Below are 25534 nucleotides of genomic sequence, written 5' to 3' on the forward strand. Positions count from 1 at the left end.
GCCATGAGTTTCAGCCTTGCCTCCTATGCCGCTTCGTGCGGTGTGCCGGACCCGGAAGGATTCGCCGCGCTGAGCCGGCAGCTCCGGGAAATCATCGTCGAAACCAACCGGACCATGAACCTGACCCGCATCACGGAACCGGAGGAGTTTGCGGTCAAGCATGTCGCGGATTCGATCGCCATCGCCCGCGAATTTCCGTTCCTGACCTCCGAATACACGAAAATCGCCGACATCGGCTGCGGTGCGGGTTTTCCGTCGCTGGTGCTTGCGCTCGCCTTTCCGAATCTTCGCCTGACGGCGATCGACTCGACCGGCAAAAAGGCCGCCTTCGTCGAACGGGCGGCAAAGGAACTCGGGCTGAAGAACGTCCGGGTGATCCACGGCCGCAGCTGCGAACTGAACCGCCGCCCCGAAATCCGGCACCAGTTCGACGTCGTGACGGCGCGCGCCGTGGCTCCGGCCCCGGTCATCTATCTCGACGCCTGTGATTTCATCAAGCGCAAGAGCGGGCGGTTCATCCTGTACAAAACTCCGCAGCAGGCCGCAGAAGACCTCCCGGCGCTCGAAATCGCCTGCCGGAAACTGCCGGTGCTCTGGCATGCGACGGAGCCTTTCGAGCTCCCCGAAAATGCCGGACAGCGCCTGTTTCTCTACTCCACACCCCGCTAACGCCATTTTCGCGGGTTGCGGGATTATGGCAGGCTGGCGCAAGGGGAGTGCCGGCGCGGAGGGCTCCGGCGGAGTCAGAGACAACGCCTGATTCGGAGAGCACACGCCTTCCCGGGGCGCATGCTCTCCGGGCATCCGCACGGCAGGCCGCCGGTACTTTTACGCTCCGAACTGCGCTTTCGCCTGCTTCATTCTCGCCATCACCGGAACATCGAACGGGCAGCGCTTTTCGCATGCCCCGCACGACACACACTCCGCCGCCTTGTGCGCGAGGCTGTCGTAATGCGCCCGGACCGTCGGCGGAACCGTCCCCTCCGCCTCCGCCAGGTCGAGGTAGCGGTTGACCTGCGCGATGTCGATATGCGCCACGCACGGCAGGCAGTGGTTGCAATACATGCAATGCCCCTTCGGATTGAAGCGCGGCTCCGCGGCAAAGATGTGCGAGTAATCCCTCTCCCGTTCCGGCAGCGACTCGTAACGGACCGCCGCCGCCACCTCCTCCGGCGTCTGCACTCCCACCACGATGCTCGAAACCGCCGGCCGGGTCAATGCATAATGGATGCACTGCGGCACCGTCATCGCCACACCGAACGGCGAACGCTTCGCATCCAGCAGCAGCCCGGCGCCGAGCCCCTTCATGACCACGATGCCGACCCCCTTTGCATCGCAGGCGCGGTACAATTCGCTGCGGGCGCGGCTGACGCCGCGGATCTCGGCCGACTCAAAGGCCGTCCCATTGATCTGAATCAGTTCCTCGATCGCCTCCTGGTGCAGCAGGTCGTAGGCGGGGTTCAAGCTGAACATCAGCACATCGATCAACCCGCGGTTCACGGCTTCGAGCGCAATCGAGGAAATATGGCTGCTGAGCCCGATCGCCCGGATGACCCCCTTCCGCTTCAGTTCAAGCACGTACCGGTAGATTTCCCCGTTGAAAATCGCATCGAAGTCGGCCTTGTTGTCGACCATATGGATCATGCCGATATCGATGTAATCGGTTCCGAGCCGGTCGAGCAGGTCCTGAAAAAAGAACTTCGTTTCGGCAAGGTCGAGCGTCCGGCCGTACTGGCCGTCTTTCCAGACGGCGCGGAAGTGGCCCTGCACGACGGCACGGTCCCGCCGCCCCGCCAGTCCCCGGCCGATGTTCGTCCGGACATTCGGCTCCGACATGAAAACATCGAACAGATTGATCCCCGCGTCGAGCGCGGCGTGCACAGTCCGCTCCACAATTGCGGACTCCTTGCCTTCGAGGTGTTCACCGCCGAATCCGACTTCCGAAACCGCGATTCCGGTTCCGCCGAGCTCTCTGTAAATCATCATCCTGCCTCCCGTTGTAATTGACAGGAATATAAGGCGCCGCGGACAAAATGCAAGTTTATTTCGGAGAAACACGGAATTTGTCCTTTCTTTCCCGGCAAACCGGGAGTATAATATGTAAAAAAGAACAAGTGAAATGAGGAGGACCCATTTCCGGACGGAATTGCTTCCGCTCCGCCCGGAGGTCCGGCAAGGAGAAGCCCGTCATGAAAATTGCAATTATCTATTTCAGTAAAACCGGCAGAACCCGCGCCATGGCCGAAGTCATCGCCGACGGCGCCGGAAGCGTTTCCGGCGTCGAGGTCCGCCTGTTCGAGCTCGACCGCATCGACAAGAGTTACCTCGCCGAATGCAAAGCCGTGTTCTTCGGCACGCCGACCTATCTGGCCAGCACCTGCTGGGAGCTCAAGAAGTGGTTCGACGAATCGACGATGTATCCGCTGGCCGGCAAACTCGGCGCCGTATTCGCCACCGCCGATTTCGCGCAGGGCGGCGCCGACGTCGCGATCCAGAGCGTGCTCGGGCACATGCTGGTCAAGGGGATGCTGGTCTATTCCGGCGGCGGCGCCTGGGGGCTGCCGTACATCCATCTCGGCGCCGTCGCGCTCAAAGAGAACTTCGAGGCGAGCAAGCCGATGTTCCGCACGTTCGGCGAACGGGTCGCCCAAAAGGCGAAAGAGCTTTTCGAACCGGGGAAGTGATCGCGTGGACGCAGATTTCCGGATGATCGCCGAAGAGCTGGTCCGCCGCCGCGAGCACGATTTTTCCGTGCGGGAACGCCTGCTCGAAGCAGGGCGGCTGAATGACGGCTACGACCCCGAAATGGAGGCGGTCCATCTCGGCAACGCCGCCTGGCTCGAAGCCGTCGTCGAAAAATACGGCTACCCGACCATCGGCCGGGTCGGGGCGGACGCCTCGAACGCGGCATGGCTCATCATCCAGCACGCCATCAGCCGCCCCGCCTTCCTGCGCCGGATGCTCGCCGTGCTCCGCTCCCAGCCGGAACACGAGGCCGACCCGAAAAACGCGGCTTACCTTGAGGACCGCATCCGGATGTATGAAGGAAAGCCGCAGCGCTACGGAACCCAGTTCGACCGGGACGACGACGGCCTGCTTTCGCCCGTCCCGTGCGACGACCCGGCACTGGTCGACCGCCGCCGCGCCGCGCTCGGCCTGCCCCCGCTCGCCGAAGTCACCGCCGAAATGCGCAAGCGGGACACGAGGCGCCCGACCCGGGAGGAGCTCGAACGGCACCGCGCCCGCTGCCGGGCCTGGCTCATCGAAACCGGATGGCGGATTCCGCCGCAGGAGAACAGCCGATGAACCGGCTCGGCAACTGCGAAATCTTCCGGGTCGCCGGCCCGATTCTCCTCAGTCTCCTGTTTCAGCAGATGATCGGCCTCACCGACACCGCCTTTCTCGGACGGGTCGGAGAAGTCGAGCTCGGAGCCGCCGCGCTCGGCAGCGTCTGGTTTCTCGCCGTCTACATGCTCGGCTTCGGCTTCAGCGTCGGCGTGCAGATCCTGATCGCGCGCTGCAACGGCGAAGGACACCACAGCGAAATCGGCCGGATTTTCTATTCCGGAATCGCGTTCCAGCTCCTGCTGGCCTGCATCGTGTTCGCGCTCTCCCGGCTGCTGTCGCCGCTCCTGCTGCCCCGCATGATCCGTTCCCCGGAGGTCTGTGCGGCCACGGCGAGCTATCTCGAATACCGCAGTTACGGATTCTTCTTCGTCTACCTGGCGGTCATGTTCCGCGCCTTTTACGTCGGCATCACCCGCACGCACATCCTGACCTTCAACTCCGTCGTCATGGTGCTGGCCAACGCCGTACTCAACTACGCGCTGATCTTCGGCAAATTCGGTTTCCCGGCCATGGGAATCGCCGGCGCCGCCATCGCCTCAAGCGCGGCGGAGCTTTTTTCCGTGCTTTTCTACTGCATTTACACGCGCTGCCGGGTCGACCTGCACAAATACCGGCTCGAAAAGATATTCACCTTCGATTTCGCCGTTCTGCGGCGCGTGCTGAATCTTTCGGTGTGGACCATGCTCCAGTCGTTCGTTTCGGTCAGCGTCTGGTTCTTCTTTTTCATCGCGGTCGAACATCTCGGAGAGCGTCCGCTCGCCGTGATCAACCTCGTCCGCAACGTCTCGGCTCTCGTTTTCATCTTCACGAACGCCTTTGCCACGGCGGCAAGCTCGCTGGTCAGCAACCTGATCGGCGCGGACCGCACCGATGAAGTCATGGAACTCGGGCGGCGCATCGCCGTGCTCGCCCTCGTCATCGTCTCCCCGTTCCTGCTCTTCGTCGCGCTGTTCCCGCAGACCGTTCTCGGCGTCTTCACCGGGAATGCGGAGCTGATCGCCGCCGCGGCCGGAACGCTGATCGTCATGGCCGCGATCCAGCCGCTCCAGATCGTCGCCGGAATCTGGTTCAACGTCGTCTCCGGCACAGGCAGCACCCGGACCGCGCTTTTCATCGAAGTCGGCACACTGCTGGTCTACCTCGTCTCAGTCTGGTACATTGTCCTTTTCCGCCGGCTCGGAACCGGCTGGTGCTGGAGCACCGAATTCTATTACAGCTTCGTCATGCTCGCCGCGTCCCTCTGGTATCTGAAGAAAGCCCGCTGGCAGGGCCGCCGAATCTGACGCAACGCGCGCATCACTCTTCCGCCGCGAACTCTTTCAGCAACGCGATCTCCTTCGCCCAGAGCGTTTCGTCCGGCGTCTCGAGGATGAGCGGGATGCCGTCGAATCGGTCGTCCGCCAGCAGCCGGCGGAAGAAATCGAGCCCGAGCTCGCCTTTGCCGATGCTGTTGTGCCGGTCGAGCCGGCCGCCGAGGACGCTCTTCGAATCGTTCAGGTGCATGCCCTGAAGATATTCGAATCCGATCAGGCGTTCAAATTCCGAAAAGGTCTTTTCATATCCCTCCGGCGTAGCGAGATCGTAGCCGGCCGCATAGGTGTGGCAGGTGTCGAGGCAGACGCCGACGCGGCCGGGCCGGTCGGTCAGCTCCAACATCGCCGCAATCTGCTCGAAGGCGAAACCGACGTTCGTCCCCTGCCCTGCGGTATTCTCAAAAACCGCGCAGACATTCGGAACCGTATCAACCGCCTCGCGGACGCTCGCAGCAATCAGCTTCAGGTCCTCCTCGAGCGTCACCTCCTTCAGATGGCTGCCGGGATGGAAATTCAGCTTCACAAGCCCGAGCGCGTCGCAGCGCTTCAGCTCGTCGATAAAGGCCGCAAGCGAACGCTTCCGCTTCTCCGCATCCGGCTGGCCGAGGTTGATCAGATAGGTGTCGTGCGGCAGGATCAGTTCCGGTTTGTAGCCGTATTTTTCACAATTCGCCCGAAAGGCCGCAATCGACTCCTCCGCCAGCGGCGGCGCGCTCCACTGACGCTGGTTCTTCGTGAACATCGCAAACGCGGTCGCGCCGATCCCGTGTGCATTCAGCGGCGCGTTTTCAACACCGCCCGAAATGCTGACATGTGCTCCGATATATTTCATAGATGCTCTCCTCTCCACAGTGCGTCACAGGTTTCCACCATGCGCCGGACCGAAATTTCGTGGCCGACGCAGTTCATTTCATTCTGCACGCTCATCAGCCGCGGCGACTGTCTGAGCAGCGGAATCTTCTCCGCCCAGTCGATCGTGCCGAGCCCCGGCAGCGTATGCGCGTCGTTCAAACCGTCGTTGTCGTGCAGATGGCAGCAGACGATATGGGGCGTCAGCCGCTCGAGAATCCGCTCCTGCAGCTGCGGCTTTCCGTGCCAGAGGGTGTCGCGGATATATTCGCACAGCATGTCCGGCCGTTTGCCGGGCGTCGCGGTCATGACGTTCTCGTGCCCGGAGTCGTAGCAACAGCCGAGATACGGCGAATCGATCCGTTCGAAAATCGCCAGCAGCTCCCCGATCGTGTCGGTCGGAGCGATGATGTTCTCGATCGCCACGGTCACTCCGGCTTTCTCCGCCGCCGGGAGCAGCTCCTCAAGCGCCGCGACGGCGAGGTCGCGCAGCACCGGCACCGGCGGGGCGTCCGCGCGTTTGCAGATCGAATCCCCGATATGGATCACGATGCTGCCGGCGCCGGCCTCCCCGGCGGCTTCGATCATGCGTTTCTGATTCCGCAGCATGAGTTTCCGCGCATCGGAATCCGTCTCGTTCAGGTCCCAGGCGTTTCCCCACGGCGCATGGGCGCCGTCGAAACGCATGCTGAACCGGGAACAGAGCGAAAGCACCGATTTGCGGAACTCCGGCTCTTCCGCAAAGCGGGGCAGGAGAAAGTGGGTCAGAATCAGCCGGTTCACGCCGTTGTCGCGGAATTCCGCCATCACGTTCCCATAAAATTTTTCCGGGACCGCCCCCCAGGACCAGTAGTGTGAAATTGCCGGCGCAGCCATCTGCCGTCCTCCCTCTTTCCATGCAGCTAAAAAACAAAAAATAGACCGTTTCCGCGATTGCCGAACGGGGAATGCGGTGCTATTTTAATAGACAATACAATGAGGTTTTTTGCAAATGAGTTCTCTTGTAAAGCTGAAAAAGTTTTTCTGGTTTTTCCTGAAGCTTGCGATTGCGGGGGGCATCGTCGGCTATCTCGTCGCCCGCAATCCGGCCGAGATCGCCGACGGCTTCAAGGCGTTCGACTACAAGTGGCTCGTTCCGGCCGTAGCGATCTACTTCGCCCATATGCTGGTCTGTTCCTGGCGCTGGTTCCGGCTGACCCGGATGCTCGGCGTCGAGCTGTCGCCGTTCGAGGCGCTTTCGCTGACCATGCAGGGGTATTTCTTCTCCCTGGTGATTCCGGGCGGCGCCATCGGCGGCGACGTGGTCAAGATGGGGGTGCTTTCGAAGCGCTCGGCGGCCGGCAGCCGGGTGGAGGGGGCCTTCACGATCCTGATGGACCGCATCATCGGCATGATCGCGCTCTTTTCGCTCGCGCTCGTGCTGCTGGTGCCGTCCCTTCCGCTGCTCATGAAGATCGAACTGCCGCAGATCGCGCTGAATGACACGATGCGGGAGCTCGGCATCCTCGCGCTGGCCGGACTCTGCCTCGCCGGACTCGGCGCGTCGTGCGTGATCTTCTTTCACCGCTGGATCGAAAAGCTTCCGCTGCTCGGCGCGCTCATGCACTGGGGCGATAAGATCACGCACGGCATGGTCACGCGCCTAACCACGGCTACCGACACCTATGCGAAGCAGTGGAAAGAGCTCACGCTGCTGACCATTGTCAGCGTCTTTTTCGTTCACCTGATGACGGTGGCGGCCTTCGGCTGCCTGCTGGCCGGGCTCGGCGTTTCGGTGCCGGTGCTCACGCTGGTCGCCGCGGTCACGATCGGCAACATCGCCGGGCTCATCCCGCTTTTTCCGGGCGGCATCGGCGGGCGCGACGTGGTGACCATCACGATTCTCGTCGCAGGGGGCCTCGCGGCCGGCGACGCGAAAACCGGACAGCTGCTGTACACTGCGGTGGTCCTGTTCTTCAATCTGTTCGGAGGGCTCTTCTTCCTGCTGGACCCGGGCCGCAGACATACCGAGGAGATTCTGAAAAAAGAGATGGAGACCGCCGATGAGTGACCCCGTGACGCCCGCCGCACCCGCCAACCGTTTCCGCGATTCCCTCAGCAACGGAGAATTCGTGCTGCTGGTGGAGAGCTCGTCGCCGAGCCTTTCGAACGACCCGATCGCGGCCGGCGAGCGCCTCGCGGCTTTTGAAGAGGCCGTGCTGTCGGTTTCGAACGTCAACACGGCGCTCGCCGTCACCGACCGCTACCTGTCGCTCGACGCCTGGCGCGCGGTCGAGTACGCGAACGCGCTGCGCGAGGAGAACCGGGACCGTCACGTCATCTACCTCTCCGGCCGCAACACGACCGGCGAGGAGCTGCGCCAGCTCTCCGATGCGGCCGCAAAGAGCCGCCTGTTCAATGTGGTCCCGGTCAGCGGCAACTGCGTGCCGGGCGACACGCTCCGCGAATGCCGCAAGCGGGTATTTTCGGAGAGCGTCGGCGTGATCCGCAACCTCGCGGAGCGGAAGGAGCCGTTCTTTCTCGGCGGCACCACGAATCCTTACGCCTATACGCCGTTCACGATGATGGGGCAGTATTTCAAACTGGTCAAGAAGCTCAATGCCGGGGCCTCCTTTGTGGTGGCGCAGGCGGGCTGGGACATGCTGAAGCTTCAGTCGCTGCGCTGGTATTTCTCGGGCCGCAGCCTCTTTTACCCGATGATCGCCCGCCTCGTGCTGCTGACACCGAATCTGGTTGAAAAAATCCTGGCCGGAGAGTATCCCGGCATCAATATCTCGCCGGACTTCCAGAAAATTCTCGAGAAAGAGCTCCGTTATTCGCTGAACCAGTTCGAAGCCGCGCAATACCGGCGGCTCGAGCTGCAGGCGGCGGGCTGCCGGCTGCTCGGCTTCAGCGGCATTCAACTGGCCGGGGCGGAGACGCCCGGCCGCGCGAAAATCGCGGCGGAGCGAATCGGCAACGCGCTCCGGGAATTCAACAGCTTCGACAGCTGGCTCGAGGAGTACAACTCCTACCTGGCCCGGGCCGAGATGTCGCCGTTCACGGGGAGTTTCTACCTGTACGACCACACGCTGCGCCGGGCTTATCCGGATGAGGAGATTCCGGTCGCCCGCGACTTCGGGGAACCGGAGATCACGCCCGGCGAAAAATTCCGTTTCAAGCTGCGCCGTTTCCTGTTCCCGCATGCCGACCGGCAGCGCGCCGAGTCGCGGCGGCTGCTGAAAAAGCTATTCGCCTCGTGCCGAGGCTGTTCGAGCTGCCGGCTGCCGAAAACCGAGTTCATCTGCACGGAAGGCTGTCCGAAACGGCTGCCGAACGGCCCCTGCGGCGGTGTGAAACCGCATGGAAACTGCGAAATCGCGCCCGGCGAATGCGTGCACAGCCGGATCGTCCGCCTCGCCCACTGGAACGGGACGCTGCCGGCGCTCGAGGACGAGATCCTCGATTCCGGCCGGGACGACTGATATTTGCGAGACAAACCACTCAACTCAATGAGGAGATCATAAAAAATGGCCGAACTTCTTCCTTTTCACGGACTGCTTCCGTCGGTCGAACGCGCCTCCGCCGTGGCGGCGGTTCCGTACGACGTGGTCAATACGCGCGAAGCGGCCGGGCTGGCCAAAGGGAATCCCTACAGCTTCCTGCATGTTTCGCGCCCCGAAATCGACCTTGAATACGGCATCGATCTGCACGACGAAAAAGTCTACCGCCAGGCCGGAGAGGCGTTCCGGCGGCTCTGCCGCGAGGTGCCGCTGACCGTCGACGCGGGCAAGCATCTTTATCTGTACCAGCTGCAGATGGGCGACCAGGTCCAGACCGGCATCATCGGCGCGGCCTCCGCTGCCGAATACAAGGCCGGGATCATCAAAAAGCACGAGAAGACCCGGCAGGACAAGGAGGACGACCGCACCCGCCACGTCATGGAGCTGCGCAGCCACACCGGCCCGGCCTTCTTCACCTACCGCGGCAAACCCGATATCGACGCGGTTGTGGCGAAGGAGCTCGCCAGGACGCCGCTGTTCAACTTCACGGCGGAGGACGGCATCCGCCACACGCTCTGGCGGATCGACGAGGCGACCAGCGAAAAGCTCTCCGAACTGTTCCGGACCGAGGTGCCGGTGTTCTATATCGCGGACGGCCATCACCGCAGCGCCGCAGCCGCACGCACCGCAGCCGAGTGCGCGCCGAAGAACCCGAACCACACCGGCAAAGAGGATTACAACTATTTTCTGACCGTCGCATTTCCGGCCGATCAGCTGAAGATCCTGCCCTACAACCGGGCGGTGCGCACGCTGAACCACCACACGCCGGCGACCTTCCTGACGCTGATCGGCGAAAAATTCCGGATCAGTCCGGCCGAAGACGGTGAAGTCGCCCATTCGGGTGAATTCAAGTTCTACCTGGCGCACGAATGGTATCTGGCCCGGCCGAAATTCGACCTCTCGAAGCTGAATGTGATCGAACAGCTCGACGTCAGCATCCTGCAGGACAACGTGCTCGCTCCCCTGCTCGGAATCGATGATCCGCGCACGAGCAGGGAGATCGACTTCATCGGCGGAATCCGCGGCACGCAGGAGCTGATCCGGCTCGTCGACTCGAAGGAGTATGCAATTGCGTTTTCGATGCACGCCACGACGGTCGATCAGCTGATGGCGATCGCCGACGCGGGCGAGATCATGCCGCCGAAATCGACCTGGTTCGAGCCGAAGCTTCGCGACGGCCTCGTCTCGCACAATTTCTGACCGTACCGGCGGTTGCAAGGGGAACGGCCCGCGCTCCCGGGCCATCCGGCCCCGGCGGCGTGGGCGAAAGCGCCCGGAGGCCGCCGGAGCGGCCGGAGGGAGCGGCCGGATTTTATGCGCGTCTCTCCTCTTGCCGGTTCCATTTTTCGTCATTTGATTGTTTTGTGCGGTTTTTTGATTCGATTGTCATGGAAAATCCGCACTTTCCCGAGTATTCTATATCCGTACCCTGAAAATCAATCCAAAACAGAGGTGGGATATGGAAACTCTTTACGCTGCCGACAACCGGAAAAAATTCGATGCGGTTTTCGCATCGCCGGGTGCTCTTTACCGCGACACGCCGTTCTGGGCGTGGAACTGCGATCTCGATCCGGAGGAGCTCAAGCGGCAGATCCGCGTGTTCAAGGAAATGGGCATGGGCGGTTTCCATATGCACGCCCGCACCGGGCTCGGCACGCCGTACCTGAGTCCCGAATTCATGGAGCGGGTCAAGGAGTGCGTCAGCACCGCCAAAGAACTCGATATGCTCGCCTGGCTCTATGACGAGGACCGCTGGCCCTCCGGCGCGGCGGGCGGACTGGTCACCAGAGATCCGAAATTCCGGGCCCGCCACCTCCTGTTCACGCCCGAAAAGCGCGAAGCCGCGCCGGACGCCGCCAACGACAACTCCGGGCGCTTTCTCGCCGCCTACTCCGTCAAACTCGACGCCTCCGGCGCGCTCGAGAGCTACAGGCGCCTCGGCGAAGACGATGAACCTGAAGCCGGAGCCGGGAAGTTCTACGCTTACCTTATCGTCGCCGAGCCGCATCCGTGGTTCAACGACCAGACCTATGTCGATACGCTGAATCCGAAGGCGATTGAAAAATTCGTCGACGTGACCTACGAAGCGTATTTCAAGGCGGTCGGCGGCGAGTTCGACAGGACCGTTCCGGCGATCTTCACCGACGAACCGCAGTTCACCCGCAAAAGCGCGCTCAAATTCGCGCAGGAAAAACGCGATGCGGTGTTCCCGTTCACCGACGACCTGCCGGAAACCTACCGCGAAGCCTACGGCGCGGACCTTCTCGACACCTTTCCCGAAGTGATCTGGGAACTGCCGGACGGCAAATATTCGCTCGCCCGCTACCGCTATCACGACCACGTTTCGGAGCGGTTCGCCTCGGCGTTCGCCGACACGATCGGCAGCTGGTGCGAAAAGCACGACATCCGCTTCTCCGGACACATGATGGAAGAGGGGTCGCTCGAATCCCAGACCTGCGCGCTCGGGGAAGCGATGCGCAGTTACCGCTCGTTCCAGCTGCCCGGCATCGACATGCTCTGCGATGCGTACGAGTTCAGCACCGCCAAGCAGGCGCAGAGCGCTTCGCGCCAGTTCGGGCGCGGCGGCGTGCTCTCCGAACTCAACGGCGTAACCGACTGGGACTTCGACTTCAAGGGGCACAAGGGACATGGCGACTGGCAGGCGGCGCTCGGCGTAACGGTCCGGGTCCCGCATCTCTCCTGGCTGTCGATGGGCGGCGAAGCGAAGCGCGACTATCCGGCCTCGATCAGCTATCAGTCGCCGTGGTACAAAAAATATCCGATCATCGCGGATCACTTCGCGCGGGTCAACGCCGCGATGACCCGCGGCCGCGCCCGGGTGCGGGTCGCCGTCGTGCATCCGGTCGAATCCTACTGGCTCGCCTACGGGCCGCAGGACATGACCGCCGGCAAGCGCGAAATGCTGCACGAAACTTTTGAAAGCCTGATCCACTGGCTGCTGCACGGACTCGTCGACTTCGACTTCGTGGCGGAATCGCTGCTGCCGGAGCTCTCCCCCGTCCAGCTCGGCAAAACCTTTATCGTCGGGGAGATGGGCTACGATGTGGTCATCGTGCCGCCGACCCTCACGCTGCGCGGCTCGACGCTGGAGCGGCTCGAAAAATTCCAGGCGGCCGGAGGCCGGGTCATCTTCGCCGGCGACGTGGCGGTCTGCTGCGATGCGGTCGAATCGGACCGCGCGAAGAAGCTGGCCGAAAAGTCCGAAACCATCCCGTTCACGCGGAATGCCGTCCTGACCGCGGTAAACAATCTGCGCGACGTCGCCGTCATCCGCAGCGCCGACGGCTACCCGATGGATAAGCTCCTCTACCAGATGCGCGAAGAGGGGGCGGACCGCTACTTGTTCCTGGTCAACACCGAACGCCTCGGCCTCGCCCGCGACGTGATCGTGAAGGTGCGCGGCAGCTGGCAGGTCGAATATCTCGACACCATGACCGGCGAATCGAAGCCGGTCGCAGGGCGGCAGGAGAACGGCTGGACGCTCTTTGATTACGCGATCTATCCGCACGGGCACCTGCTCGTGAAACTGACGCCGTCGGACGAGTGCAAAGGCGAACGGATCGGCACCCCGCTGCTCACCGACGCGCAGGCCGAAGCCGCGACCGAAGCACACCTGTCCGGAACCATTCCGGTGTCGCTCGACGAACCGAACGTCCTGCTGCTCGACCGCCCGAAGTGGCGCATGGCCGGCGATGCGGAGTGGCAGCCGGCCGAAGAGATCCTGCGGCTCGACAACAAAGTGCGCGCCCGGCTCGGCCAGCGCGAGCGCGGCGGCCACATCGTGCAGCCGTGGGTCTACGGCAAATCGACCGAAGTGCTCGGCACGCTTGAGCTCGCCTACACGATCGAAACGCTGATCGATGTCGAATCTCCGCTCTTCGCGATGGAGGAGCCCGACAACGCCGAACTCTTCCTCGACGGCGTGAAAGTCCCGTTCGAGGACAACGGTTACTGGACCGACCGCTCGCTGCGGACCGGTTTCCTGCCGAAGCTGACCGCCGGAACGCATGAGCTCGTCGTGAAAATCGCCTATACGCGCTCCGGCAACGTCGAGCGCTGCTTCCTGCTCGGCGATTTCGGCGTCGAGCTGCGCGGCGACACGGCCCGCATCGTCGAACCGGTCCGCGAACTCGTCTGGGGCGACGTGACCCGGCAGGGACTGCCGTTCTACGGCGGCAACATCACCTATCACTGCAAATTCATGCAGTACGAGGCGGAAAAGCTGCTGCTGCGGATTCCGTCGCGCGTGACCAGCATGCCGGATTCCCTGAACAACGGCGTCGCGGCGCGCGAAGTTCCGCTCGGCGGCTACCGCGGCGTCCTCGTCAGCGCCGCGCTCGACGGCAAACCGGCGGGAGAGCTCGCGTTCGCCCCGTACCAGAGCGAACTCGGGGAAGTCGCGAAGGGCGAGCATACGCTCGATCTGACGCTCTACGGCAGCCGGGTCAACAGCGCCGGCTCCGTGCATCTGACGTTCCGCATCCGCTGGGCCGGCCCGGGCGCCTGGCGGACAGAGGGCGACATGTTCAGCTACGACTACCAGGTCCAGCCTTTCGGCATCACGGCCGCGCCGCGGCTGCTGAAGAAATAACGCCCGGTCGCCGCCGGTTGAACCGGCGGCTCCGCTATGGGAGAAAACCGGAGTCAGGCGTATCCGGCGCGCCGGGCCCCGGTTTTCTTTTCCGCCCTGCGCCCCGGAACAGGCGCGGCCGCCGAACGCAGCGGCATTATCGCCTTAGAGCTTATCCCGAAATAAGCCAAATCATCCTGATTTGCTGCGAAACGCCATTCGTTTGCCCGCTGAAATCGCCGATACCTCCAGTATCGTCAATTTTATCCGGCTTCGCGACTGACATTTCGGTGCGGCATCATGCCGATTCTTTATTCATGGATAAGCTCTTACGCCGGGCGGCGGACATAGAACCAGAGCCGGATTCCGCGGACGCGGCGGAGCAGAAAACGCGTGAAGGTCCCGACCAGCAGCGCCGCGAACAGCGTCCCTTCGCGGAGGCCGCGGATTTCAGCGAGGAACAGCACCGACAGAGCAATTGCCGTCAGAACCAGCGATATGTCGAAGCAGATTTTGACCGTGCCGAACTCCCGGCCGGATTTGCCGGCGATGGCCTTGACCATCCCCTCCCCCGGAATGTACATCACATCCGCGACGATCTGCAGACTGATCCCGGCGGCCAGCAGCAGACACCCGGCCACCAGCTCGGCGACCTGAAGCGGATACAGCCCGGTCTCCAGCGGCCCGGTCAGCCACATGCCGAGATCGATGAAGAGCCCGAAAATCCCGGTCGCCGCGATCTGCAGATACTGAACCGCCCGGAATTCACGGCGGAGCAGCGCGACCTGTCCGGCCACCAGCAGGAGGTTGACCAGAAGCGTCAGCAGCCCGAAGCTCAGCGGGAAAACGAAAGTCAACACATACGGCACGCTTGAAATCGGACTGGTTCCGAGTCCGGCCCGGGTGGTCAGCGCCACGCCGACGCCGGCCACGGCAAGCCCGGCGGCAAACACCGCCCAGCGCCGTCTTCTGTCATCCTGATACACTCCGGACCTCCCTTTCTCCGCAAGCCGGTCTTTAATATACACCCGGACCGGTGTTTCCGCAACCGGGCATTCACTCGCGCCGGAGCATCCGGCGCCGTTTTCTCCCCCGAACATTTGCAAACGAGGAAAGAGGCGGTATATTAGCCAAAGAGGATTCAAACACAATCAAGACCTGCCGTATTTCCGGTTCCATCAGACAGTTGGCTCGAAACAACCGTATGAACTCCGGGCCGGAAGCGGTTTCCGCCTCCGGCAGACAGGCAGACACGGCAAAGAACATGTTATTTGCAGATAAAAAATTATTTCCGGCGTTTTTCCTGTTTCTGCTTTCCGCGCTTTCCCTGACGGCAGGGGGAAACGGCGTTCCGGCGGAAAAACGAATTCTCTACATCAACTCCTCCAACTCCACCTATCTCTGGTGCAGCAACAACAATATCGGGTTCCGCACCCACCTTCAGGAGAGCGGCATCCCCGCCAGCATCGACACGGTCGAACTCAATGTTTACACCGCACCGGCCCTGAAACCGGACCCGGAGGAGATCGAAGCGCTGCGCGAGCAGCTGCGCACCCGGAACTACGACCTCATCGTCACGCTGGACAATCCGGCGGCGGACTTGTTTTTCAGCGGGCAGCTCGAACTGCCGCCCGGAACCGCGCTCGTATTCAGCGGCTACAATGCCGCCGAATCCGGGCTTCCGCCCCGGAAACCCGGCATGACCGGGCTGACCGTTCCATCCTCGAACCGGCAGAACCTCGAGCTCGGCCGGCGCCTCTGGCCGGAGGCCCGCGAAGTCGCGATTCTGACCGACGGGAGCGCCGGCGGACTCAACGTTCACGCCAGGCTGAAACAGACGCCGCCCGACCGGCCCGGAATCACAATCCGGCTCATCAACGGCAGCGAGTACACAACGGCGGAAATGCTGAACCAGATCGCGGCCATGCCGAAGGAGTCGTTCGTCATCCTGAACAACTGGGGATCGAGCAAGCGGGAACCGAAGGAACCTTTCTTCGCCATTTTCTCCAAGCTGACCGATGCGAATCCGAATCCGGTTCTGCTCGCGCGGGAAAACCGGTTCGAGGTCGGCGTAGTGGGCGGCTTCTTCGTCCCCGGCAAACAGCACGGCGGCGAAACAGCGGCCCTTGCGGCGCGAATCCTGAACGGCGAAAATCCCGATGCGATCAAGGTGAAGACGGCCGGAATCCTCCCGATCTTCGATTACGAGGCGCTGCGGAAATTCTCCATTCCGGTCGACAAGCTCCCGCCGGGCTCCCTTCTCGCCGGGCTGCCGCCGCCCTTCACGACGCAGTACCGAACCGAACTGGCAGTGGCCGGCTCCCTGTCCGGCGCGCTGCTCGTCTTCATGCTGCTGAACTACATCTCAAGCAGCCGGCGGGCGCGCCGCCTCTCGGCCATCTTCGCCAATCTTCCGGTGCGCGTGGCGGCGGTGGACCGGAAGGGGAAGCTGCATTTTCTGCAGGCCTCGGGGCGGCCGGAATACGACAGCCTCACGAAGCTCCGGCACCTGAAGGACCTGCCGGACGACCTGCTCCGGCTATTCGGCGATCCGGTCGACACGGTCATGAACACCGGCAGGCCCATCACACTCGAATACGATTCGGCGGGGGAGCGCCGCCGGGCTGAATTCGTCAAGCTGCCGGACCGTATTTTCAATTGCGAAACCGTGCTGTGGGTGTCGACCAACATCGCCGAACTCTACGCCCTGCGCCGCTCCGCCGAAGCGCTCGCCGAACGGTTCGAACTGACGCTGAAGTCGATCGGCGACGGCGTGGTCGTGACCGATGAAAACGGAATCGTCACCCTCGTGAACCAGGTCACCGCGGAACTGACCGGTTACAAGGCGGAGGAGCTGATCGGGCACAGCCTCGACGAACGCTTCCGGCTCCGCAGCTACATCGACGACAGGCCGGTGCCGTCCCCGCTCAGCCGGGCGCTGCGCGAAGGACGTGCGGTGGAGATGGCCAACCACACCGACCTCATCCGGAAGGACGGTTCCCGGCGGCACATCGCCGACAGCGCCGCCCCGATCCGGGATGCGGACGGAACCGTCACCGGCGCCGTGCTGATCTTCCGCGACGTCACGCAGGAGTATGAGAAGCGGGACTGGATGTACCGCCAGAACGAATGGCTCAAAGCTTCCGCCCGGGCCGTGCGGATGAACTATTTCTGCAATGCGCCGGACCAGACCCCGATCCGGGAGATCGAAGATCCGGCTTTCTGGGGCAAATATCCGGACGGGCGGCCGTATCCGATCGACGTCTGGATCTGCCGGGAAGACCGGGACGCTTTCCGGAATACCTGGCGGAAAGTGCTCTCCGGCGCATCGGAACAGGAGACCATCGTCTACCGGGCCGGAGAAAGCGGTCGCCGGACCGTGTTCGAAATGCAGCTCAGACACGTCCCGGGAGAGGACGGACGCCAGGCGGAAATCTTCGGAATCATCCGCGACATCACGCAGGAACGCGCCCGGGAGGCCGAGCTCCGCGAAACCAACCACCTCATGAAGACGATCATCGACAACCTGCCCTGCTCTCTCTGGCTCAAGGACGTCTCGGACGGCAACCGTTATATCCTCGGCAACCGCAGCCTCTGCCGGCTGCTCGGCGTGCCGGAAGAAAACTTTGCAGGCATGAGCGACGCGGATCTGTTTCCGCCCGAATTCGCCCGCAAATACGAAGCTGACGACCTGCGTGTGCGCGAGTCCGGCGAGCGTTTCGAATGCGACGAGGAGGTGCGCGACGGCGAAGGCGGCATACGAATCGTCCACACGGCCAAGCTGCCGCTGACCGGCTACCGCCCGGACCGCCGGATTCTCCTCGGCATCAGCTTCGACGTGACCGAACTCCTGAACAGCCGCAATGCGCTCGAACACGCCAATATTCTGCTCCGGAGCATCATGGACAACCTGCCCTGCCAGTTCTTCCTGAAAGACGCCGACGACGATTTCCGCTACCTGATGGTCAACCGCAACTTCTGCCGGTTGTACGGCTTCCGCCCGGAGGAGGCCGTCGGGAAAAGCGATTTCGAGCTGCTGCGCAATGGAGCGGTCGCCACCCGCTTCCGCGAAAACGACCTCAGCGCCGCCGGCAGCGACCAGCCGGTCGATCTGTTCGAGGAGCTGAACGAGCCGCATACGGGCAAGCGCCGTTTCATCCGGAGCATCAGGCTTCTGCTGACCGGTCCGGACGGCAAGCGCCGGCTGCTCGGCATGGGAATCGACGTGACCCGGCAGAAGGAGGACGAACGGGAGATGGCCCGGCTCAACTCACTGCTTCAGAAAATCCTCGACCAGCTTCCGGCCATGATCGCGGCCAAAGACGCCGCAAACGGTTTCCGCTACGTGCTCTGGAACCGTTCGGCCGAACGGCTGACCGGCATACCGGCGGCACGGGTGCTCGGCCGGACCGATTACGAGCTGGAATGTTTCCGGAAAACGGCCGAACAATTCCGCCGCAACGACATGTACGTCCACGGCACGGGAAACGGCATCGCGCTGGACGAATCCATCGTTTTCACCGGAGACGCCCCCCGCAGTCTCCGTACGCAGCTGTGCAAGGTCGAGAGCCCCGACAACAGCGACCTGGTTCTCGTCATGGCATTCGACGTCACCGAGGAGAGGCAGCTCGAAAACGAGCGCCGCAAACTGCTCGAAGACCTGAAGGAGCGTTCCGAACAGAACCGGCAGCTCAACACCTGCCTCGAAACCGTCATGCTCAACGAGGACGAAGACACCGCGATCGAAATCGTGATCAGCACGGTCTGCCGGCACCTGGCTTCCACCCGCGGCTACATCATGAAATACGACTTCGAGCACTGGCAGGTGTATCCGGCCGCCGAATGGGTCGCCCCCGGGTATGCGCCTTATGTGAAAAACCTCGAACGCCGTCCGCTGCTGCGGAACGAGGGCTGGTTCCGGCGGCTCTCACACGACGGCATCTGGGGCGGAGTCTGTACCGGAACGCTCGTCTCCGACCTCGGCAGCTGGCGGAGTGACGCGGAGCGGTTCAATATGAACTCGCTCTACTGCGCCGCCATCCGCGTGAACGGCGAGCTCTGGGGCCACCTGGGCATCGTCAACGACCCGGGTTCGCCGATGCGGAAATTCACGGAATACGACCTGCAGTTCCTGCGGGCCGCCGCACATGTGATCGAAATCATCATGGCGCGGAAGCTGAGCCGCGTCCGGCTCGAACGCAGCGAGTACGAAAAGCTCCTGATCATGGATTCGATCCGGATTCCGATTTTCCTCTTCGATCCGGAACTGAAGCTGGTCCGCCTGAACAATGCGGCGCAATCCCTGCTCGGGGTCGACGCGGAGGAGTGCGCGGGCCGGAGATTCCCGGAGCTTTGCGGGCAGAAGGCGAAGCAGCCGGACGATGCGATCGAGCGGCGCGGGCACAACTGCGACATCCGCCTGAAGGAGCGGGACTACCTGATGAGCTCATACCCGATCCTGATCGACGGCAAACTCTCCTATGTGCTGAAAACCCTGGTCGACATGACCGATTTCAACGAATCGCAGCGCCAGCTCGCCCGCGCGCTGACGGAGGCGCAGAACGCCGACAAAGCCAAAAGCCTGTTTCTCGCCACCATGAGCCACGAGCTCAGGACGCCGCTCAATGCGGTCATCGGCTTCAGCGAGCTCCTGCGCGACAACCCGATCCCGCCGGAGGAGCTTGACGACTACCTGAGGTCGATCAACCTCGCCGGAAACACGCTGCTCAAGCTCATCAACGACATTCTCGACCTCAGCAAAATCGATGCGAACCAGATGAAAATCTCGCCGGAGCCGACCGAACTGCCCGCCGTGGCGCGCGAACTTTACGCGATGTTCCGCCGCGAAACGGCGAAACGCCGCCTGGAGTATCGTGTCGAGTGTCCGGAGGCGCTGCCGCCGATGATGCTGGACGGCCTGCGCCTGCGCCAGATCCTGCTGAACCTGATCGGCAATGCGGTCAAGTTCACGCAGCGCGGACATGTGGAAGTCCTCTTCGCCTGGCGGAACGGCAGTCTGGTGATCCGCGTCTCGGACAGCGGGTCCGGCATCGCGCCGGAAGCGCAGGAGGCCGTCTTCGATCCGTTCATCCGCCAGAGCACGGTCAGGGACAGCCACTCCAGCGAGGGGACCGGCCTCGGGCTGGCGATCTCGCGCCGGCTGGCCCGCTGCATGGGCGGCGACATCACGCTCGAAAGCGAGCCCGGCAAAGGCAGCACCTTCACCTTCCGGCTGGACAAGGTCATCGAGGTGGCCGCAATTCCCGTGGACGGAGCATCGGCGCAGCTCCCGGAAGAAATGAGCCGGAATCTCCGCATCCTCCTGGTCGACGATGTGCCGATGAATCTCAAGGTGCTCGGCGCCATGCTGAAGAAACTCGGCGCCGAAATCGCCACGGCCGCCTCCGGCGCCGAGGTGCTGGACATGCTCGAAAAAGGGATTCCGGATGTGCTGCTGACCGACATGTGGATGCCGGAAATGAACGGAGCCGAACTCGCCTCCCGGGTCCGGGCCATTCCGGCCGCCTCCGGCATAACGATCATCGCAGTCACGGCGGATACCGAAAGCCACAGCAACTTCGACATGTCCGGCATCGACGGAATCCTCATGAAACCGGTCTCGCTGGACAAACTGAAGAAACTGCTCGGCACGCTCCGGACGGAGTTCGCCGCGCGTCAGGCGTCCGGCCGTCCCGCCGACGGAGCCCCGTACAACTTCGGCTGAACCGGGGTCGTTTCGCAGGTCAGAAAGCGTTCCGGGCCGCCCGTTCCGGCCGAAAGGCTCGTCACGACTCCGGAATCGGCAAAAATTTTCTCGAGCTGGTGGACAATATCCGCGCCGTGCGGAACGACTCCATCGCCCCCGGAATCGGACTCATCACCTTCCCGCAGCTGAAGCTGCTGCGGGTGCTCACCCGGCAGTTCCCGGACGGCGCGCGGCTGAAGGAGCTTGCCGGCAAACTGCGCCTGACGCCCGGCACGGTGTCGACCGGCATCGAAAACCTGGTCCGGCAGGGATTGCTGCAGCGCTCCGCCGACCCGGCCGACCGGCGCGCGGTCGTGATCCGGCTGACCGACAAAGGGCGCCGCTGCCGCGACGCCCATTTCCGATTCCGGAACACCGTCATGGATGAACTGCTGCGGGATATCCCGCCGGAGGAGCTCGACGCCTTCATCGCCGTGCCGGAGAAACTCAACGCCGGCCTGCGCACCCGCTGCCGCTGAAAGCGGGAGCCGCCCCGCCGCTCTTCCCGGCGCCGCGGTCACATGACCGGGAACAGCAGCCGGAATTCGTTCTTCTTCCCGAGATCCTGGAACGGCCCCGGAAGCACCTTCTCCCCGTAGCGGTTGCCGGTGAAGTCCCGGTCCACGCCCGGAACCGGCTCGAGGGCGAACTCCCGGCCGGAACGGTTCGAAAGATAGAGCGACGGCTCGAACGGCTTGATCCGGACTCCGAACTCCCGTTCGGCCAGAAACACCGAGTTTTCTTCTCGTCCCGAAACCTTCGGCCAGACCTCCGGCACGAAGCTCCGCAGAATTTCCGCGCGGGTCCGCTCCTCCGGGGTCAGGCGCTCCGCGGCTCCGGCGGCGATCTTCTCCCACGGCGTTTTGCCGCTGTAGCGGAAGCCGACCCGGCCGACGAACAGATTCCGGTCCGACACGCAGTTTTCCGAACGGTCGCCGGGGTACGGCAGGCTCACCCCGCCGCCGTTGTTGCAGAAGATGTTGTTGACCACCAGCTCGTCGGAGGTTTCGACGATTTTGCCGTGATACTTCCGGTCGGTCACATTGTGCATGTACACCCCCTCGGCCGCGTTGTCGAAAACCAGATTGTGGCAGACCCTGACGCCGGAGGCGTCGTGAACGTAAATGCCGCGGCCCGGATAGAGCCCGGAGTACGGCGTGGTGTTCGCCACGATGTTGTTGTCCACCAGCACGCTGCCGGCTCCGAGCTCGATGAAGATGCCGGAGCCGACGTTGCCGAACAGCACGTTCCGGGTGATCCGCGCCCGGTTGTAGCCGTTGTCGAACCAGATGCCGTGCGCGCCGTTGAAGCGGACCAGGTTGCCCTCGACCAGCGCCTCGTCCGCCTCATGGAGCTTGATCCCGGCCCACTCCTCCCAGTCGCACTCGTTCGTGGTCAGCGACAGGGCGTTGTTGCGCTCGACGGTATTCCCGATGATCCGGACGCCCCGGCAGCTCCACCCGGCGATGCCGCAGAGCCCGTTGTCGACGACAAGATTGCCGGTGACCAGATGCCGGCCGCCCTTGCGCAGCAGCTTCTGATCCTCCGGGAGCGTGCGCGGAATCAGGTCCGTCCGCCAATATTCGCTGCCGACGTCGAGCCCGACCGTCTTGGCGCGGCGAATCACGTTGTCGCGGATGACCCAGTCGTGGCCGCTGCGGGTCGAAACCATGCCGAGCTGCGGAAACGGCGCCTGGTTCGCGCAGTGTTCAAACACGAACCCCTCGAGGTTGATATGGCCGAGGCCGCGCCGCGCCGGGGCGAACACCCGGTCGCGGACCGTCATTTCGAGCAGCGACTCCGCCGGGTCATAATCGGCCGGGAAATGGATCAGCAGCGATTTTCCGTCCGCCGTGATGATCCAGCTGCCCGGCACGCGCCGGACCTCCTTCTCCGTCTGCAGCTGGCGCAGTTCGGCGCCGTCGCAGAAGATCTGCCCGAGCGAATAAGGCAGCAGCGCGCCGTCGGCCGGCCGGGGAGCCTCCTGCTTATCCCGGCCGCCCGCATTGAGCCTGCGCCGGAAGGGATTCGGGAATTCACCGAAAAAGGCATCCTCCGGGACCGGCGTCGCAAACACGTTCTCCGCCCCCGCAACCGGCGTCAGCACCGGCTTCCACACCTCGCTGCCGCGGACGAAAACCGTGCCGGGCTCTTCGGCCCGGAAAGTGATCGGGCGGCCCGCCTCGCCGCCGCGTTCCGGCGCGACATGCTCCCGGTAGACGCCGGGACGGACCAGGACCACATCGCCGGGAGCCGCTTTCGCCGCCGCCTCCCCGATCGTCCGGAAAACTCCGTCGCCGCCGTTCCGGTCCACAGTGAGCGTCGCCGCGGAAAGAGTGAGCCCGGCAAACAGACACCCGGCCCCGAATACGGAAAACAGTCGTTTCATGCAATCCCCCCGTTTCTACTGATTCTGCTGATTCTGCTGAGCGAAAAGCCACTTCCAGTTGTCGGCGCAGCGGAAGGCGGGAGTCCACGCGTCGTGCCCGCAAAGCGGCAGCTCCTGATAGACCACGTTTTCGCCGCCCGCGTTCCAGATCGCCCGCACCATCTCGCGCGAGAGCCTGACCGGGACCACCGTATCGGCGGAGCCGTGCACGGCCAGCACAGGCAGCCCGGTCAGCTTCGCCGCCCGGGCCGGATCGCCGCCGCCGCAAACCGGCATGACGGCGGCAAACCGCTCCGGATTGCGCAGCGCCAGCTCCCACACGGCGAATCCGCCCATCGACAACCCGACCGCATACACGCGGTCCGGCTTGAACTCCTCCGTCTTGGCGTCGAGCAAAGCCTCCAGAGCGGTCAGCATCGAACCGCCTTCCGGCGGCTCCTTCCCGGCCCACCAGCGGTCGCGCGGACACTGCGGAAACAGCAGGACCGCCTTGATCCCGTTTTTCCGGCAGTAGCCGATCAGCTCGGCGCTGCCGTGCTTCAGCTGCGCGGCATTGTCGTCGCCGCGCTCCCCGGCGCCGTGCAGAAAAAGCACCAGCGCAAACGGCCCCGGCCGTTCCGCTCCGACGACGAACTGGCGGTACGGCAGCGGCCGGGCCGCCGCGCTCTCCGCCACATCGCTCCCCGGCATTCCGGCGCAGCCGGCCATCACGACGGCGAGAACCACAACCCAAACGGCGGCAGTGTACTTCATGAGCAGATCCTTATTCCTGATTTCCACAGGCGGCAACCATTCCGCCTTCCGCCATACACTACATCCGGAAAAAGCCGTTGTCAAAGCCCGCACGCCGTTTTTCGCAAATTCCGCGCCCCTCCGAGGCGCGGGACAAAACCTTCCGTTTTCGAACAGTTCCCGGTTTGATTATCCGCAATTCGGCGCTATGTTATTGCGGTAAATCGCATCAGGAAAGGAATTCATCATGAAAGCCGTCGTTTCGGTCATCGGGCGGGACTCCGTCGGAATCATCGCCAAGGTCAGTGCGGGCTGCGCGGAGTGCGGCGCGAACATTCTCGACATCTCCCAGACCGTCCTCAACCAATATTTCACCATGATCATGATCGTCGACATCCGCGAGCTGGCCATGCCGTTCAACGATTTCGTCGACCGCATGAGCGCGCTCGGCAAAAAGGACGGTCTCGACATCCACGTCATGCACGAGGACATCTTCAACTCCATGCACAGGATCTGATCATGTTCGAAGCCAAAGACATCATCGAAACCATCAGCATGATCCGCGAGGAGTGTCTCGACATCCGCACGATCACCATGGGCATTTCGCTCTACGACTGCCAGTGCGACAACGCGGACCGTCTCGCGACGCGCATCTACGACCGCATCATGAGCCGCGCCCGCGATCTGGTCAAAACCGGGGAGGAGATCGAAAAGAAATACGGCATTCCGATCATCAACAAGCGCGTGTCGGTCACCCCGATCGCCCTGATGGCCGGCGGACTCGACGTCGACGGCGCGGTCAAGCTGGCCCGGACGCTCGACCGCGCCGCGCACGAGCTCGGAATCAACTTCATCGGCGGCTACAGCGCGCTGGTCCAGAAGGGATTCACGAACGGGAGCCGCACGCTCATTTCTTCAATCCCGCAGGCGCTCGCCGAGACGGAACGCGTCTGCTCCTCGGTCAACGTCGCCAGCACGAAGGCCGGCATCAACATGGATGCGGTCGCCGAAATGGGGCGCGTGATCCGCGAAACCGCGGAGCGGACCCGGGAGCGGCAGTCCATCGGCTGCGCGAAGCTCGTGGTCTTCGCCAACGTCCCCGAGGACAATCCGTTCATGGCCGGAGCCTTCCACGGAATCGGAGAGCCGGAGACCGTCATCAACGTCGGCGTCTCCGGTCCCGGGGTGGTCGCCTCCGCGATCCGCCGCAAAGGCGCCTGCGACCTGACCGAAGTGGCGGAGACAATCAAGCGCACCGCCTTCAAAATCACCCGCGTCGGCCAGCTGGTCGCCCGCGAAGCCTCGGAACGGCTCGGCGTCCCGTTCGGAATCGTCGATCTCTCGCTGGCCCCGACGCCCGCCGTCGGCGACTCGGTCGCCTACATCCTCGAGTCGATGGGACTCGAGAAATGCGGCTGCCACGGCACAACCGCTGCGCTGGCCATGCTGAACGACGCCGTCAAAAAGGGCGGCGTGATGGCCTCGTCGCACGTCGGCGGGCTCTCCGGCGCGTTCATTCCCGTCTCCGAAGACGCCGGCATGATCGAAGCGGCCCGCTGCGGAGCGCTCAGCCTCGAAAAGCTCGAAGCGATGACGGCGGTCTGCTCGGTCGGGCTCGACATGATCGCGATTCCGGGCGATACCCCGGCGGAGGTGATCTCCGGTATCATCGCGGACGAGATGGCCATCGGCGTGGTGAACTCGAAAACCACGGCGGTCCGCCTGATCCCCGCCATCGGCTGCAAGGTCGGGGACGCCATCTCCTTCGGCGGCCTGCTCGGCGAAGCTCCGGTCATCCCGGTGAACACCTGCTCTCCGGCCGGATTCATCGGCCGGGGCGGCCGCATCCCGGCCCCGATCCAGAGCCTGAAAAACTGAACCGGCGAAACGGCCGGCTCCGGGTGCAGCGCAGACGCGCGGCCCGGAGCAGCCTGTGCGGAACGGGGTTATAAACGGACCCGGTCGAACGTTCAGCGCACCTTCCGTTCCCGCGTCTCACCATTTGCATCCGGGCTCCGGAATCTC

18 protein-coding genes are annotated in these 25534 nt (G+C 63.3%); 12 read left to right on the forward strand and 6 right to left on the reverse strand.

Annotated features, from left to right (window positions below):
* The first annotated feature begins 3 nt into the window (after positions 1-3).
* A complete protein-coding gene (rsmG, locus tag FYJ85_RS02275; RefSeq protein ID WP_106055013.1) occupies positions 4-669 on the forward strand; it encodes a 16S rRNA (guanine(527)-N(7))-methyltransferase RsmG in 666 nt (221 codons plus the stop codon).
* A gap of 159 nt (positions 670-828) precedes the next feature.
* Here the strand turns inward: rsmG and FYJ85_RS02280 are convergent, their stop codons facing one another.
* Positions 829-1986, reverse strand: coding sequence for an aldo/keto reductase (locus FYJ85_RS02280; RefSeq protein ID WP_206212932.1), 1158 nt, complete (start codon positions 1984-1986; stop codon positions 829-831).
* Between the two features lie 203 nt (positions 1987-2189).
* On the opposite strand from FYJ85_RS02280, the gene FYJ85_RS02285 reads away from it, so the two are divergent.
* Genes FYJ85_RS02285 through FYJ85_RS02295 form a run of 3 tightly spaced genes read left to right on the forward strand, consistent with a single transcriptional unit; the run spans position 2190 to position 4631 of the window.
* On the forward strand, positions 2190-2684 hold the full coding sequence (locus FYJ85_RS02285; protein WP_106055012.1) for a flavodoxin family protein: 495 nt from the start codon (positions 2190-2192) through the stop codon (positions 2682-2684).
* Positions 2685-2688: 4 nt separating this feature from the next.
* Complete coding sequence (locus FYJ85_RS02290; protein WP_154416863.1) at positions 2689-3306, forward strand: DUF6624 domain-containing protein; 618 nt, start codon at positions 2689-2691, stop codon at positions 3304-3306.
* Positions 3303-4631: an MATE family efflux transporter gene (locus FYJ85_RS02295; protein WP_154416864.1), complete on the forward strand. Its 1329-nt coding sequence runs from the start codon at positions 3303-3305 to the stop codon at positions 4629-4631. Before FYJ85_RS02290 ends, FYJ85_RS02295 begins: the two co-directional genes overlap by 4 nt.
* Before the next feature lie 13 nt (positions 4632-4644).
* On the opposite strand, the gene nfo is transcribed toward FYJ85_RS02295, so the two are convergent.
* Together nfo and FYJ85_RS02305 are read right to left on the reverse strand one after the other, a co-directional pair.
* Positions 4645-5493 carry a deoxyribonuclease IV gene (nfo, locus tag FYJ85_RS02300; protein WP_106055009.1) on the reverse strand — a complete coding sequence of 283 codons (849 nt, stop codon included), beginning with the start codon at positions 5491-5493 and terminating at the stop codon, positions 4645-4647.
* Positions 5490-6386 (reverse strand): sugar phosphate isomerase/epimerase family protein, encoded by an 897-nt coding sequence (locus FYJ85_RS02305; RefSeq protein ID WP_154416865.1) that lies wholly within the window; start codon positions 6384-6386, stop codon positions 5490-5492. The genes nfo and FYJ85_RS02305 overlap by 4 nt, the downstream gene beginning before the upstream one ends.
* 115 nt (positions 6387-6501) lie before the next feature.
* Here FYJ85_RS02305 and FYJ85_RS02310 point away from each other — a divergent pair, with 115 nt between their 5' ends.
* From FYJ85_RS02310 to FYJ85_RS24160, 4 genes are all read left to right on the forward strand, one after another.
* Positions 6502-7560, forward strand: coding sequence for a lysylphosphatidylglycerol synthase transmembrane domain-containing protein (locus FYJ85_RS02310; protein ID WP_106055007.1), 1059 nt, complete (start codon positions 6502-6504; stop codon positions 7558-7560).
* The gene (locus FYJ85_RS02315) at positions 7553-8974 is read left to right on the forward strand and encodes a methylenetetrahydrofolate reductase C-terminal domain-containing protein (RefSeq protein ID WP_154416866.1); all 1422 of its coding nucleotides are present in this window, start codon (positions 7553-7555) and stop codon (positions 8972-8974) included. The genes FYJ85_RS02310 and FYJ85_RS02315 overlap by 8 nt, the downstream gene beginning before the upstream one ends.
* Before the next feature lie 45 nt (positions 8975-9019).
* Positions 9020-10252 (forward strand): DUF1015 domain-containing protein, encoded by a 1233-nt coding sequence (locus FYJ85_RS02320; RefSeq protein ID WP_154416867.1) that lies wholly within the window; start codon positions 9020-9022, stop codon positions 10250-10252.
* Positions 10253-10511: 259 nt separating this feature from the next.
* The gene (locus FYJ85_RS24160; RefSeq protein ID WP_154416868.1) at positions 10512-13664 is read left to right on the forward strand and encodes a type 1 glutamine amidotransferase family protein; all 3153 of its coding nucleotides are present in this window, start codon (positions 10512-10514) and stop codon (positions 13662-13664) included.
* Between the two features lie 308 nt (positions 13665-13972).
* Here the strand turns inward: FYJ85_RS24160 and FYJ85_RS02330 are convergent, their stop codons facing one another.
* Positions 13973-14629 (reverse strand): YczE/YyaS/YitT family protein, encoded by a 657-nt coding sequence (locus FYJ85_RS02330; protein WP_154416869.1) that lies wholly within the window; start codon positions 14627-14629, stop codon positions 13973-13975.
* A gap of 278 nt (positions 14630-14907) precedes the next feature.
* Between FYJ85_RS02330 and FYJ85_RS02335 the strand changes: the two genes are divergently transcribed.
* Positions 14908-20367, forward strand: coding sequence for an ABC transporter substrate binding protein (locus FYJ85_RS02335; protein ID WP_206212933.1), 5460 nt, complete (start codon positions 14908-14910; stop codon positions 20365-20367).
* Positions 20368-20465: 98 nt separating this feature from the next.
* Positions 20466-20867 carry a MarR family transcriptional regulator gene (locus FYJ85_RS22915; protein ID WP_206212934.1) on the forward strand — a complete coding sequence of 134 codons (402 nt, stop codon included), beginning with the start codon at positions 20466-20468 and terminating at the stop codon, positions 20865-20867.
* A gap of 38 nt (positions 20868-20905) precedes the next feature.
* Here the strand turns inward: FYJ85_RS22915 and FYJ85_RS02345 are convergent, their stop codons facing one another.
* Together FYJ85_RS02345 and FYJ85_RS02350 are read right to left on the reverse strand one after the other, a co-directional pair.
* Positions 20906-22777 (reverse strand): right-handed parallel beta-helix repeat-containing protein, encoded by a 1872-nt coding sequence (locus FYJ85_RS02345; RefSeq protein ID WP_106055000.1) that lies wholly within the window; start codon positions 22775-22777, stop codon positions 20906-20908.
* A 15-nt stretch (positions 22778-22792) separates the two neighbouring features.
* Positions 22793-23530, reverse strand: a complete 738-nt coding sequence (locus tag FYJ85_RS02350) for a carboxylesterase family protein (RefSeq protein WP_154416872.1) — start codon at positions 23528-23530, stop codon at positions 22793-22795.
* Positions 23531-23756: 226 nt separating this feature from the next.
* On the opposite strand from FYJ85_RS02350, the gene FYJ85_RS02355 reads away from it, so the two are divergent.
* Together FYJ85_RS02355 and FYJ85_RS02360 are read left to right on the forward strand one after the other, a co-directional pair.
* Positions 23757-24026: an ACT domain-containing protein gene (locus tag FYJ85_RS02355; RefSeq protein ID WP_106054998.1), complete on the forward strand. Its 270-nt coding sequence runs from the start codon at positions 23757-23759 to the stop codon at positions 24024-24026.
* Between the two features lie 2 nt (positions 24027-24028).
* Positions 24029-25387, forward strand: a complete 1359-nt coding sequence (locus FYJ85_RS02360) for a PFL family protein (RefSeq protein WP_106054997.1) — start codon at positions 24029-24031, stop codon at positions 25385-25387.
* Positions 25388-25534: the final 147 nt, after the last annotated feature.

It is taken from the genome of Victivallis lenta (genome assembly GCF_009695545.1).
Classification (GTDB): domain Bacteria; phylum Verrucomicrobiota; class Lentisphaeria; order Victivallales; family Victivallaceae; genus Victivallis; species Victivallis lenta.